Source organism: Pseudanabaena sp. PCC 6802 (assembly GCF_000332175.1).
Classification (GTDB): Bacteria; Cyanobacteriota; Cyanobacteriia; order Pseudanabaenales; family Pseudanabaenaceae; genus PCC-6802.
In genome coordinates this window covers 1,062,973-1,075,889 of record NZ_KB235914.1, presented here as the reverse complement: position 1 = coordinate 1,075,889, position 12,917 = coordinate 1,062,973, and the positions used below count along the sequence as shown (strand labels likewise).

The window sequence follows — 12,917 nt, the reverse complement described above, 5'->3', positions numbered from 1 at the left end:
CGTGCCTAAATCAAGATCGAGCCTTGGGAATAGATGCCCGCGCTGATAGGGCGGTTGACTATCGAGTTCGCGCCAACCACCGTATTGGCGGGAATATGGGCATCAGTGCCTACCGCCGCGCGATCGCCGACATAACAGGGGGCAATCAACCGAGCAGCGGGATCGACCGTAGCAGTCCTGGCAACCCACACTCCGGGTGCAGGTGAAGTTGCAGTAGCAGCTAAATCGTAGGGCATTCTACCCTCCAAAATATCCTGATGTGCTTGGCAATATTTTTCGGGCGTACCCAGGTCTAACCAATAGCCATCCCAGATAAACCCCATCATTTTGTAGCCCTGCTCTAACACTCCCGGAAATACAACCCGTTCAAAACTGAGGGGTTCTCCAACCACGTAGGAATCGAAAATCCTTGGTTCTAAGACATACGTACCAGCATTAATCGTGTCGATCCCCTTTTCCATAAAGACTACCGCCTGCTCCGGTGTAGGTTTTTCGCGGAATGCCAGTACCTGAGAATCATCGCCCAATTCCACCAGACCAAATGGGGTAAGATCGCTGACACGGGTAAGCGTCAGGGTTGCGGCTGCGCCGCGATCGCGATGGAACTTTATGACAGCTTGCAGGTCTAAATCGGTGAGGATATCGGCATTGAAGACTAGCAATGATTCTCCCGTAAAATATGGCTCGGCCAGCTTTATAGCACCAGCCGTGTCTAGAGGAGTGGACTCTTCAATGTAGCGAATTTTTACGCCAAAGCGATCGCCATCTTCAAAGTAGGACTGCACCTGTTGCGCTTGATAGTGAACGTTGAGCAAAATATCGGTAATGCCTGCCGTCCGACAGCGCTCTATCATCCATTCTAAAAAAGGCCGATCTAGTAAAGGCAACATAGGTTTTGGGCACCCATAGGTTAGCGGTCTGAGGCGCGTGCCCTTACCACCCGCAATGATTACTGCTTGCATAATTGTTGCCTGAGGTTATAGTGAATTAATGTGAACGTAGTATTGTGAATTAATTATAAAGAGGCGGGGGCAATGTGTAACTGAAACGTGCAACTGAGCCAATGCCAGATTTAGCTGCGGATTGAAATCTATAGAACCAACAGGCGAGCTGACAACATCTTATGCAACAACATTTAGCTTCCCATCAGGATGACAAAGACTTTAAGTAGAAAAAATACTGGGATCAAGCAGCGTCCGCGTCGTCGCTTTGGCTTTGGGAAAGTATTGCTTGCGATCGCCTTTACGATCTCTGTAACAGCGGGCATTATGCTCGCCAGGTTGGCTCCCTTGACTTCATTTGACTGGGGCGGGCTAATTAGGGGACGCAGCCTGCAAGAGATCGTTGTGGAGGGCTTAGGACGCAAATTGTCCCAGCCATATCAAATTTTGATTATGGGTATCGATCGCGTACCGGATGCTAAGCCTAACTCCCCAGAGGCATTTAACGGACGCAGCGATACGATGCTCCTGGTTAGATTCGATCCCACATCGCGATCGCTGCGCCTATTATCAATTCCCCGCGATACCCAGGTGCAGATTCCGCAGTATGGGGTGGAAAAAATTAATGCTGCCAATGTGTTTGGTGGGAGTAATTTAGCGATCGCCACCGTCAAAGAGAACCTCTACAACGTTAAGATCGATCGCTATGCCAGAGTTGATACGTCAGGCTTAGTGGCTTTAATCGACGCGCTTGGCGGCGTGGAAGTTAACGTACCTAAGCGCATGCGCTACGAAGACAAAACCCAAAAACTCAGTATCGATCTGCAACCTGGCGTGCAAACGCTGAACGGCAAGCAAGCCGAAGGATTTGCTAGATTTCGTCACGATGAAGAAGGCGACATCGGACGCATCAAACGGCAGCAAATCTTGTTAAAAGCGATCGAGAAAAAGCTATCCGATCCCTGGCTTGTATTCAGATTGCCTCAGCTAGCAGATACAATGCGCCAGTACATCGACACCGATCTCAATACGGATGAAATTATCGCCTTATCAACATTTAGCCTGACGTTAAAACCAAATAGCATCAAAACTCTGACATTACCCGGCAGACCGAGTGCCGATTACGAATTCAACACCAGCTATTGGATTGCCGATCCCGATGATTCCGTGAGAATTATCAATAGTAATTTCCAGATCGCTAACTAAAACAAATCGGGTATATCTCAGTAAGGCTATGGCACCCCAATTACTCAATCAAATTTTAGAACTTAGTATCTCAGAACGACTCGAGCTAATTGAAAGTATTTGGGAGAGTATTGCTGCCGATCCCAGCAAAGTTGAATTAACAGAGGCACAATGTCAAGAGCTAGACAATCGTTTGCTTGTTTACAAGCAGCATCCGAATTTCGGTAAGTTATGGTATGAGGTCAAACAAGAAATTATCGGTTCTCTATGAAGCTATTATTTATCTCAACTCCTGTAGGGGCATTTAGTTCTGGTATTGGTGGCGGTGTGGAACTGACCATTCAAAATGTGGCGATGGAATTGATGCGGCGATCGCATACAGTCCATCTGGCTGCCTGTGTGGGTTCTCAGTCGGAGACTATTCCAATCGTTACTATTCCTGGCGAAGTCCATAGTTTTGCGCAGCAGCAATCCCGTACCGATCCGGTGAGTTTCCCTAGTAACTCGGTATTGACGAATATGTGGGCATACGCTCGCACTATGCAAAATAGTTACAACCTGATTGTCAATTTTGCCTACGACTGGCTGCCATTTTATCTAACACCATTTTTTTACACGCCGATCGCCCACTTTGTCAGTATGGGTTCGCTCCTGGACTGCATCGATCTGGCGATCGCTCAAGTATCCCATTCCCATCCTGGCACTTTGGGAGTTTATACCCGCACCCAAGCCCATACCTTTGAAGGATTGGCTGACTTTCGTATATTAGATAGTGGGATAGATATCAACGCCTATGATTTTTGTGCTGAGCCAGAGCTACAGCTAGCCTGGGTAGCTCGCATCTCGCCGGAAAAAGGATTGGAAGATGCGGCAGCGGTTTCAGAAGAAACGGGTCTTGAGATTAACATCCTGGGTAAAATGCAGGATGAGGACTACTGGCATAACGTCCAGAAAGATCATCCCAAAGCAAAATTAAACTACTTGGGATTCCATGCCACGGAAGGACTACAAGCTATTTTGGGTAAGTGTCAGGCACTATTAATGACACCGAAGTGGGTAGAGGCATTTGGGAATGTGGCGATCGAAGCGCTCGCCTGCGGCGTACCCGTGATTAGTTACGCCAGAGGCGGCTCCGTCGAAATTGTGCGCCACGGAGAGACCGGGTTTCTGGTGGAACCGGATAGCATAGAAGGGCTATGCGAAGCGGTGGAATCGCTGCCACGCATTAATAGATACGCCTGCCGCCGTCAAGCCGACACGCAATATTCGTTGCAGGCACTGGGCGATCGCTTCGAACAGTGGTTCTTGGATATCCTTGCCGCCTCAGCATAGCCAGGATTGAAGACCTGGCTGCTGGAAGCTAACTGCTAATCTCTATCCCTCTGAGTTTGGCGGTATTTGTCACCAGACTGTGGGCGAACTTGTCAAATCTTTGGTCGAGTTTGGTATCTTTGAGATTGCCCTGACTATCGAAGGCTTGCCAGGCTTTAGCGATCGCAATTTGTTCTGGAATTACCCAACCGTGTACCCACCGCACGATCGTGCGCAGATCGTTGAGGGAATTGCTGTTATGCTCTCCACCCAGAACGCTGATGAGGCCGAAGACTTTACCTGACAGTTCGTCAAAGCTCATCAAGTCGAGTGCGTTTTTCAGCACGCCGCTGACGCTGCCGTGATACTCGGGCGTAGCAAGGATGATGCCATCGGCCTGAGTAACGGTGCGGCGCAGGTGCATTACCTGGGGATTATCTGTATAGTCGCTGTCGCCATTACATAGCGGGAGATTTAGCTCGCGTAAATCCAGTAATTCCACATTTGCACCTATCGCTGCTACCTTTTGCAAGGCTAGATTTAATGCCTGATATGTATGCGAATTAGCTCGAAGACTACCGCCAATGCCGACGATCTTGACACCACGTCGATCTTCTTGTGTCGATTGGGGACGGCTTAATATTTCTGTTGCCATAGTTTGACTTCCCAAGTAATTGCATTATATTGAACAATTCTATTCTGTATAAATCATAGTCGTAATGACTACGTTTTAATATCACCCTTGAGATCGATCTAGCTTATCTCTGTATTAGTTGGGGATAATTGAAGTATTGGCGGTATGGTGGGCATTGCCAACCTAGAAGTATGAGGATCGAAACATTAAGTACAAAATTAAATGCGATCGCTGCTTGACTCTCCAGTTGACTGGAGAGTGTAAAAATAATGTAGTCGAGCGAGTTTGAACAATTCCCAAGGAAACTATGGTAGCTGTAATTGCGCAAGCCCAAACGTTACTGCAAATCGGACAGGTCGCAGAACTGAGCAACGTGCCGATTAAGACCATTCGCTATTACGAAGAACTCGGCCTGTTGAAGTCATCCGGTCGAACCGAGGGCAAATTTCGTTTATTCCCTCCCGAGGCGATCGCGCGCCTGACCTCAATTAAAAAGCTGCAAAAGTTGGGCTTAAGCCTGCAAGAAATTGCAGAAATTCTCCAGGTGTACGATCGCGGCAATATTCCTTGCGATGAAATTAAGCAAAAACTGGAACGGCAGCTCGTTGAAATCGATCGCCGCATCCAGGAATTAGAAACCCTGCGTGCCGAGATCGGGGAGTTATTGAGCGATTGGACTCCTGCAGCATCGCGATCGGGTGAAATTTGTCCGAATTTACAGAGAAGCATGAGCATGGAGGTTCAGAGTAGATGAGACAGACAGCCGCCAGTTACAGTGCCAAACCAGGAGCCGCAGATCGGACAAAAAGCCTACCCACCATTACTCTAAAACTGTTGGGCATGAGTTGTGCTTCCTGTGCTAACAGGGTTGAGTCAGCCATTCGCGAAGTTAAGGGTGTAGTTAGCGGTAATGTCAACTTTGCCTTAGAACAGGCGACAGTTACATATAACGCCCGAGAAACCGATCCTGCGATCGTGCAACAAGCAGTCGAAGCAGCCGGATATCGCGCCATTTTGCTAGAGGCCAGTGCCATCGATTCTGAGGATATAGAAAGGACGGTGCGCTTAGCCGAACAAAGAGGTTTGACGCGCAAGGTCGCTCTGGGAGCCTTTATTGGTGCCATCTTAGCGATCGGTTCGTTGCCGATGATGACGGGATTGTCGCTGCCGTTTATCCCTGGCTGGCTGCACAATCCCTGGTTGCAACTCCTTCTCGCGACTCCAATTCAGTTTTGGGGCGGGAGTTCTTTCTACATCGGCGCTTGGAAAGCCTTTAAGAACCGCACCGCAACGATGGATACCCTAATTGCTTTAGGAACAAGTGCGGCTTTCCTGTATTCGCTCGCCGTTACGATCGCCCCCGGTTTCTTTATAGCGCAGGGTTTGCAACCTGCAGTTTACTACGAGGCAGCCGTAATCGTGATTGCACTGATTCTCTTGGGGAAATTGCTGGAGAATCGCGCTAAAGGGGAAACTTCGGAAGCAATTCGGCAACTGATGGGATTGCAAGCCAAAACCGCCCGACTGATTCGCAACGGCCAAGAAGTTGATGTCCCTATTGCGGCAGTGCAAATAGATGATGTCGTGCTGGTGCGACCAGGGGAGAAAATTCCTGTAGATGGCGAAGCGATCGCTGGTTATTCCACGGTTGACGAGTCGATGGTGACGGGCGAGAGCATTCCCGTTGAGAAAAAGGTAGGAGATGAAGTAATTGGGGCAACGCTGAATAAAACTGGCAGTTTGCAAATTCGCGCGCGGCGAGTTGGGAAAGATACGGTGCTGGCGCAGATCGTGCAACTCGTTCAGGATGCGCAGGGTTCCAAGGCTCCTATTCAACGTTTAGCCGATCGGGTGACGGGATGGTTCGTGCCTGCGGTCATCGCGATCGCGATCGGCACATTTGTGATTTGGTTTAATGTCATGGGAAATCTGACGCTGGCTACGATTACGGCGGTGGAAGTGCTGATTATTGCCTGTCCTTGTGCTTTGGGGCTGGCAGCACCAACATCCGTGATGGTGGGCACTGGTAAAGGCGCAGCCAACGGCATTCTGATTAAAGATGCCACCAGTCTGGAGCTAGCCCATAAAATTCAGACCATCGTACTCGATAAAACCGGAACGCTGACCCAGGGAAAACCCTCAGTGACAGATTTTTGGGCTGTACCGGACGATCGGCACGACAAAAATTATCTATTGCAACTGATAGCAGCACTAGAGCGCCATTCCGAACATCCCCTAGCAGAGGCGATCGTGCAATATGCCAACACGATCGCGCCAGCTCATGAATCTAATAGTGGCTCCAATTGGATGGCAGTGACGGATTTCCTCGCGATCGCGGGTAGCGGCGTGCAGGGTCAAGTAGATGAGTCTCTAGTACAGGTGGGAACGCGCCGCTGGTTTGATGAAATGGGGGTTGACACGCAATCGCTGCTGGAATATCAAGCGGCTTGGGAAACTGGCGGCAAAACGGTTGTATGGGTGGCGATCGATGGACGAGCGATCGGCTTAATTGGGATTGCCGATCGCTTAAAACCTTCATCCTGCTCTGCGGTCAGCACTTTACAAAAAATGGGAATTGAAGTAGTGATGCTAACGGGTGATAATCAAGCCACTGCCGACGCGATCGCCCGCGAAATTGGAATTAAGCGGGTGCGTGCTGAAGTCCGCCCCGACCAAAAAGCGATGCAAGTAAAGGCATTACAAGCAGAAGGTAAACTGGTGGCAATGGTGGGAGATGGCATCAATGATGCTCCAGCGCTGGCGCAGGCGGATGTGGGTATGGCGATCGGTACGGGGACGGACGTGGCGATCGCCGCTAGCGATATCACCCTCATTTCAGGCGATCTGCAAGGCATTGTGACGGCCATTCAACTCAGCCGCGCCACGATCCGCAATATCCAGCAAAATCTTTTCTTTGCCTTTATCTACAACGTAGCGGGCATTCCCATTGCCGCAGGGATTCTCTTTCCCACGTTTGGACTATTGCTCAACCCCATTATCGCTGGGGCGGCGATGGCATTTAGTTCAGTTTCGGTCGTCACAAATGCCCTGCGCCTGCGCAATTTCCGTCCTTCTCTCTTTCGCTAAATTTCTCAGGAGTTAGTCCATGCAAAACAGTATGCGCAACATTACAGGTATTGGGGTTGGATTATTCTTAATATTATTTGCAACACCATCAGCAATATTCGGGACTGGGATGTCTCAGGAGATGGATGCGCGATCGAGTTTGCGATCGCATCAATCTAGTCCTCCGTTAAATCAATTTCGGCGTATTGAGCAACCCCTCGCACTCAAAATTGCAGTTACGGTGGGAGGGGTTGCCCTAATTAGCGCTCAGTTATGGTGGTTTTTGGGCGGCAAGCAGCTATTTGGGAAAGAATCTAAAGAAACATGAGGTCTGTAGAACTGACGTTAAAGAAGATTGATCCATGCTTACTTATTAACCTTAACCACGGCATTTAATCTTAAACAAAATTAAATGCTGGGCTTGTCAGGGAGAGCGAATCGACATTTTGGACAATTCCAATCAGCTCATCCTCTCCTGAGTTCTTGAGGAAGATGCCAGTGCCACTGGGTAATCCGCTAGAAGAAGCCTTCAAGCGATAGTCGCCTGCCGAACCTTTAAGATCGATGACATCCCCATCCTTAAGACTGAAGTCAGTAATCAAAGCATAGTCTTTAGATCCTGAGGATGAAGAATTGCCGTCATCGTAAAAGGCTTTCGGGTTATTGCTCAAACCTAAGCTAAAGCGATCGCGACCAGCATTTCCAGTCAGGACATCTATCTCTCCTCGACCATTTCCTGGGTCGGAAACACATCTAGTGCCAAGCAGAAGGTCGTCGCCATTACCACCAACAAGGCGATCTTTATTGCTGCCGCCAATCAGGAGATCGGCTCCATCTTCACCATAGAGGGTGTCATTCCCTCTCTGACCGTAGATGAGGTCTTTACCTCCCCCAGCCCGGATCAGATCGTTACCGCTCAATCCATAGAAATACTCGTCACGGGATCCACCCTTCAGGGTATCATCTCCATTCGTGCCTGTAATAATTGAATCTGAGTTCGGGTTTGGGTTCGGGTTCGGATTTGGGTTCGGATTTGGGTTCGGATTTGGGTTTGGGTTCGGGTTCGGATTTGGATTCGGGTTCGGGTTCGGATTTGAATTTGAACCGGGGGGTATATTGCTACTTGGATCGGTATCGCCGCTGCCAAATTCCTGAGTCCAGTAGTGCTTGTAATTTACACTCCCAGTGTCATTTTCCAGGAGATAGTAGCCAACTCCCAGCTCGGTGAAGCTGGGATTTAGCATGTTAGCGCGATGTCCAGGACTATCTATCCATCCTTGAACGACGATTTGGGGAGTAGTTTGACCGGCTGCGATGTTTTCGCCCATGCTGTTGGCAGCATAACCAACCCGTTTATCTCTATCCCAGGGTGAAGAGCCATCTTTGCCAGTGTGACTAAAATAGTCGCCTGATGCCATGTCTTGAGAATGTCCCTGTGCTGAGGCTTGCAGCTCCGCGTTCGACTTAAGCGGGGGCAAGCCATTTTGAGCGCGGAATTCATTCGTAAGTCTCAGCACTTCGCTGACAAAATTAGCGTTTGTTGTCATAACTTTTCATTCCTCAAAAGTAATTTCAGAATTTGCAAATGGAATAGCGTTCGGCTAAGCCTTGGTGCAGAGATTTGCAAGCGCTAATTACGATCGAGCAAATTTCCCATGCGAACTGACCGCACAAACTCAGAACGAAGTTTAGAGTTTCAGAGTTTGTCCTCGCAACTTGTAATGTTAGTGGGTGTGACTTAACCTCCACTAACCGAGGAGTGTTCTTTTAAGGTGGTGCAGCAATGCTCAAGGGCATGCCGTCATGCTGTTTAGCTATCTAACGAGCGATCCTGAATTTAGAAAGAGAGATTGCGATCGCTCAGTTAGATTTTTATTTGAATCAGATAGCTACCTAATTCGTATTTCACAAAAGTGGGTGGCATAAAGACACCGAACAAATCTCTATAACACAAGTGTGTTCCCACTAATATGAAATGTTGACATTGAGCAAATGAAGATTGCTAGCTTGCCAAACTGGGAGTCATTATTTCTCAGTAGCGGATCCCTTCACATCTTCCTTAAGGAATAGATGATTCCTGGAAAAAGCAATCGCTCCTTATCGCGATTAAATCATAAAAACCTTGTAGAAAGGCGGTTTTGCCATTCCATACAATGATTATTTTAAATATATTTATACTTCAGAAACTTTCTCCTTGATATTTCGTCTTCGCTGGCTTCTCGATATTTTTAACTGATGCCCCACAGATTTCCACATGCAGCAAATTTGATGTCTTTACGATTCCATTACTATTCCTTTACCAATCGTTTACTACTCTTTTGCTAGCTTTCAACCAACATGAAGAGATGGATGGTGGAAGCGATTGATGAGAAGTAAGCAGCTATTTGGCAAGGATCGTAAACGATCGCGTCTCGATCGCTACCTCTACTCGATCTTTCCAGCGCGATCGCTGCTGGCGTAATTGCTTATTACCCTGATGTATGTAATTTTCTGCGCTGCCTCTGCTACGATCGCTTTATCGTCAATATAGCGATCGCCGGAGATTACTTACATGACTATGACTCTGGGTTGATGGATATAATTCTTTGTCACGCTACGGCGGATTTTGATTCACTTGGTGCCGCAGTGGGTGCAGCAAGGCTGTACCCAGGGGCACGGATCGTGCTTACGGGTGGTATGCAAGTACCTGTGCGGGAATTTTTATCCCTGTATCGCGATGAATATCCTCTAATCGAGATGCGATCGGTCAATCCTGCATCCATTAAGCGCGCTATACTTGTCGATACGCAATCGCCCAGCTACTTGGGAAAAGCTGCTGAATGGCTATCCCAACCAGGAGTGGAAGTACATATTTACGATCACCATCCCCTTAGTTCCGAATCGGATGCAAGTACTTTTAATGTCTCAAGTCGGTGCGTAGAACCAGTTGGATCGACCTGTACTTTGATTGTCGAGCGCTTGCAAGCGCAAGCGATTCAGCTTACTCCCTTTGAAGTTACAGCCCTAGCGTTAGGCATACATGTCGATACCGGTTCGCTCACATTTGCCCATACGACAGCACGGGATGCGATCGCTCTGGCATGGCTGATGCAGCAGGGTGTAAATCTCAAGGTGTTAGCCACCTATATTGACCATGCCATGTCGCCTTTGATGCAGGAGGTATTGACGCAGGGATTGGCAGAATTACCGGCACGCACTAAAACCGTACAGGGATATCAAATTGCTGTGTGGCCTTTGCAACGCGAGCAGTTTATCACTGGTTTATCCGGAGTGGTCGAGCACCTGATGGAGATCGCTGAAGTTGATATCCTGATCGCGATCGCCCAGCAAGTAGATCGGATTAGCATGATTGCCCGATCGCGCCACGACTTTGCGCAACTACATACCCTGATGCAGCGCTATGGTGGAGGCGGTCATGCTTTAGCAGCGTCGGCATCTTTGAAAGTCACCGCTGACGGACCCGTAAATTTAGAGGTACTGGCGGCTGAGATCGAACAGGCTCTGAGCGATCGCGTTCCCCAGGTAGTTGTTGCCCAAATGCTGATGTCTTCACCCGTACGTACAATTCGACCCGATACCACAATCGATGAAGCACAGCGAGTTTTGTTGCGCTACGGCCACTCTGGTCTATCGGTGGTGAACGAGCAGGATCGACTGGTAGGTGTGATTTCGCGACGCGATCTCGATTTGGCTCTACATCATGGGTTTGGTCATGCGCCGGTGAGGGGATACATGGCTACTACGGTGCGGACGATCGCGCCGCAAACACCTCTATCTGAAATTCAGAACATGATGTTGAGATGGGATATTGGACGGTTGCCAGTTCTGGACAATGATGAGTTAGTGGGTATCGTCACGCGCACGGATGTATTGCGCCACCTCCATCAACTCAGCTCGGAACCCCAGCCGATCGCTCAGGTACGAGATCGCTTGCAGGTGCAACTGCACAACCTGCTCGCTCCTCGCTATTGGGATATTTTACAGCAGGCTGCTCTGGCAGCGGATCGGATGCAATTGCAACTGTATTTGGTGGGGGGTGCTGTACGAGACTTGTTGTTAAATCTAGCCACTGACGATCTCGATCTAGTTGTTGACGGCCAGCATCCCCTGGTTGGTAACGGCAAAGATTTGGAAGGCTGGGGTGTCAAACTAGCGCGATCGCTGCAATCGATTTATCCCAAAACTAAATTGGAAATTCACGGAAAGTTTCAGACGGCAGCACTTACCTGGTCGGATGGTTTGTGGATTGACATTGCAACTGCGCGCACGGAATTCTATCCCTATCCAGCGGCTTTGCCAGAGGTTGCAGCCAGTTCGATCCAGCAGGATCTCTATCGGCGCGATTTCTCGATTAACGCCCTGGCTTTACGTTTGAATGGCGATCGAGCGGGGCAAATCCTCGACTTTTTCGGCGGTCTAGAAGATTTGGAGAATCGCACGATTCGCATTTTACATCCCAATAGCTTTATCGAAGATCCGACTCGCATCATACGTGCAGTCAGATTTGCCGTGCGTTTGGGATTCCATCTCGACCCACGTACAAGAGAATACGCTCAATCCGCCAGTCAGTTAATCAAAGGCTACAACAGCAAAGGCATATGGGCATATCAAAATACCAGACTGAAGCAGGAGTTCCGTTACGTCCTGGAGTCTAAAGATTGGATTGCAGCCCTACAACAGTTAGACGATCTGGGGGCATTACACTACCTGCATCCAGATCTGCAGCTTTCTCCAGAATTGATTTGGCAACTAAGACGTTTAGGCTCGTGGCTATATCATTTTGCCCGTTTCTATAGCGAGATAGAACGTCATAGTATTTGGCAAGTTCGCTTGGAATTTGCATTAGCTTGCGGGGCGCAGCCAAGCGCTCCTCATCCAGACCCAGTAGAGATCGCCAAGCGGCTACATCTCAATCAAGCAGGGTTACATCGATTGGCAAATTTCCGCAACTTGAGCGATCGCCTCTTACCTCAACTCACGCCTAATTTATCACCCAGTCAAGTGGTGAGATTGCTGGAGCGAGCGAGCGCGACCGAGGTGGTTATGTTAGCAATAGTTGCTACGCCTGTCAGTTGCAGGTTGCTATATCGTTATTTGAGAGAATGGAATTTGATGAAAATGCCCCTTGGCGGTCAAGACCTGAAGCGCATGGGCTATAAACCAGGACGGCATTACCAAACCATGCTCAATGCGCTGCGAGAGCAAGTACTGGATGGGAAGATCGCGACTGTAACTGAAGCTGAGTCATTTATAACACAGCAGTTTCCTCTACCTTAAGCCTTTCAAACCGGAAACGATCGCGATCGGGTTTCTTAGCAAATTCTGAACGAACTCTCATATAGCGATCGGGGTTAACTCAGTTTGTTAATGCATTCTAGTAGCCATCGAATTTACTAAACAACCAGCAACACAGGGAGTTTATACTATGCAACGCCTTCTTCTTAGCAGTCTTTCAGTTTTAGTACTACTTGCATCAGCAGTTCCAACCGTCAATGCCCAAACGATCGGGGCGAATCCATCTATTCGGTACGTGGCAATGTCTAGCCCTGAGTTAAAGCCCTTCAATCTTGTTTTCCTTGCCTATCAAGGGTACTTTGAAAAAAGTGGAATTGCCAGTTCTGGGCAGTTTACCAGCGATTTGCGGTCTGGCAAAGTTACAGCTAAAAGCCTCGTACAAGCAGCAGTAAATGAGAACAAACTACCTGCTCAGACCTTAGAGGATGAAGAATATCTCGGTTCGGTTACCAACGCAATTCAATTCTTTGCGAACGAGCATTAAA

General features: G+C 48.6%; 11 protein-coding genes. 8 read left to right on the top strand and 3 right to left on the bottom strand.

Features of this window, described 5'->3' with window-relative positions:
• Positions 1-5 precede the first annotated feature (5 nt).
• Positions 6-962 (bottom strand): sugar phosphate nucleotidyltransferase, encoded by a 957-nt coding sequence (locus PSE6802_RS0110310; protein ID WP_019499985.1) that lies wholly within the window; start codon positions 960-962, stop codon positions 6-8.
• Positions 963-1,151: 189 nt separating this feature from the next.
• Between PSE6802_RS0110310 and PSE6802_RS0110305 the strand changes: the two genes are divergently transcribed.
• From PSE6802_RS0110305 to PSE6802_RS0110295, 3 genes are read left to right on the top strand one after another with little or no spacing between them, the layout of a single operon-like run.
• Positions 1,152-2,147 (top strand): LCP family protein, encoded by a 996-nt coding sequence (locus tag PSE6802_RS0110305; protein ID WP_019499984.1) that lies wholly within the window; start codon positions 1,152-1,154, stop codon positions 2,145-2,147.
• Between the two features lie 28 nt (positions 2,148-2,175).
• Positions 2,176-2,397: an addiction module protein gene (locus PSE6802_RS0110300; protein WP_019499983.1), complete on the top strand. Its 222-nt coding sequence runs from the start codon at positions 2,176-2,178 to the stop codon at positions 2,395-2,397.
• Complete coding sequence (locus PSE6802_RS0110295) at positions 2,394-3,458, top strand: glycosyltransferase family 4 protein (RefSeq protein WP_019499982.1); 1,065 nt, start codon at positions 2,394-2,396, stop codon at positions 3,456-3,458. The genes PSE6802_RS0110300 and PSE6802_RS0110295 overlap by 4 nt, the downstream gene beginning before the upstream one ends.
• Positions 3,459-3,486: 28 nt before the next feature.
• Here the strand turns inward: PSE6802_RS0110295 and PSE6802_RS0110290 are convergent, their stop codons facing one another.
• The gene (locus PSE6802_RS0110290; RefSeq protein ID WP_019499981.1) at positions 3,487-4,092 is read right to left on the bottom strand and encodes an NADPH-dependent FMN reductase; all 606 of its coding nucleotides are present in this window, start codon (positions 4,090-4,092) and stop codon (positions 3,487-3,489) included.
• A gap of 286 nt (positions 4,093-4,378) precedes the next feature.
• On the opposite strand from PSE6802_RS0110290, the gene PSE6802_RS0110285 reads away from it, so the two are divergent.
• The 3 genes from PSE6802_RS0110285 to PSE6802_RS34750 are packed head-to-tail and all read left to right on the top strand — an operon-like array spanning position 4,379 to position 7,465.
• A complete protein-coding gene (locus tag PSE6802_RS0110285; protein WP_019499980.1) occupies positions 4,379-4,825 on the top strand; it encodes a heavy metal-responsive transcriptional regulator in 447 nt (148 codons plus the stop codon).
• Positions 4,822-7,158 (top strand): heavy metal translocating P-type ATPase, encoded by a 2,337-nt coding sequence (locus tag PSE6802_RS28515; RefSeq protein ID WP_019499979.1) that lies wholly within the window; start codon positions 4,822-4,824, stop codon positions 7,156-7,158. Before PSE6802_RS0110285 ends, PSE6802_RS28515 begins: the two co-directional genes overlap by 4 nt.
• Before the next feature lie 19 nt (positions 7,159-7,177).
• A complete protein-coding gene (locus PSE6802_RS34750) occupies positions 7,178-7,465 on the top strand; it encodes a hypothetical protein (RefSeq protein ID WP_019499978.1) in 288 nt (95 codons plus the stop codon).
• 70 nt (positions 7,466-7,535) lie between these two features.
• Here PSE6802_RS34750 and PSE6802_RS0110270 read toward each other — a convergent pair whose 3' ends face one another.
• Positions 7,536-8,684 carry a CAP domain-containing protein gene (locus PSE6802_RS0110270; RefSeq protein ID WP_019499977.1) on the bottom strand — a complete coding sequence of 383 codons (1,149 nt, stop codon included), beginning with the start codon at positions 8,682-8,684 and terminating at the stop codon, positions 7,536-7,538.
• 1,024 nt (positions 8,685-9,708) lie between these two features.
• Here PSE6802_RS0110270 and PSE6802_RS0110255 point away from each other — a divergent pair.
• Both PSE6802_RS0110255 and PSE6802_RS0110250 read left to right on the top strand, forming a co-directional pair.
• Complete coding sequence (locus tag PSE6802_RS0110255; protein WP_026103213.1) at positions 9,709-12,414, top strand: CBS domain-containing protein; 2,706 nt, start codon at positions 9,709-9,711, stop codon at positions 12,412-12,414.
• A gap of 148 nt (positions 12,415-12,562) precedes the next feature.
• On the top strand, positions 12,563-12,916 hold the full coding sequence (locus PSE6802_RS0110250; protein ID WP_019499973.1) for a hypothetical protein: 354 nt from the start codon (positions 12,563-12,565) through the stop codon (positions 12,914-12,916).
• Position 12,917: the final 1 nt, after the last annotated feature.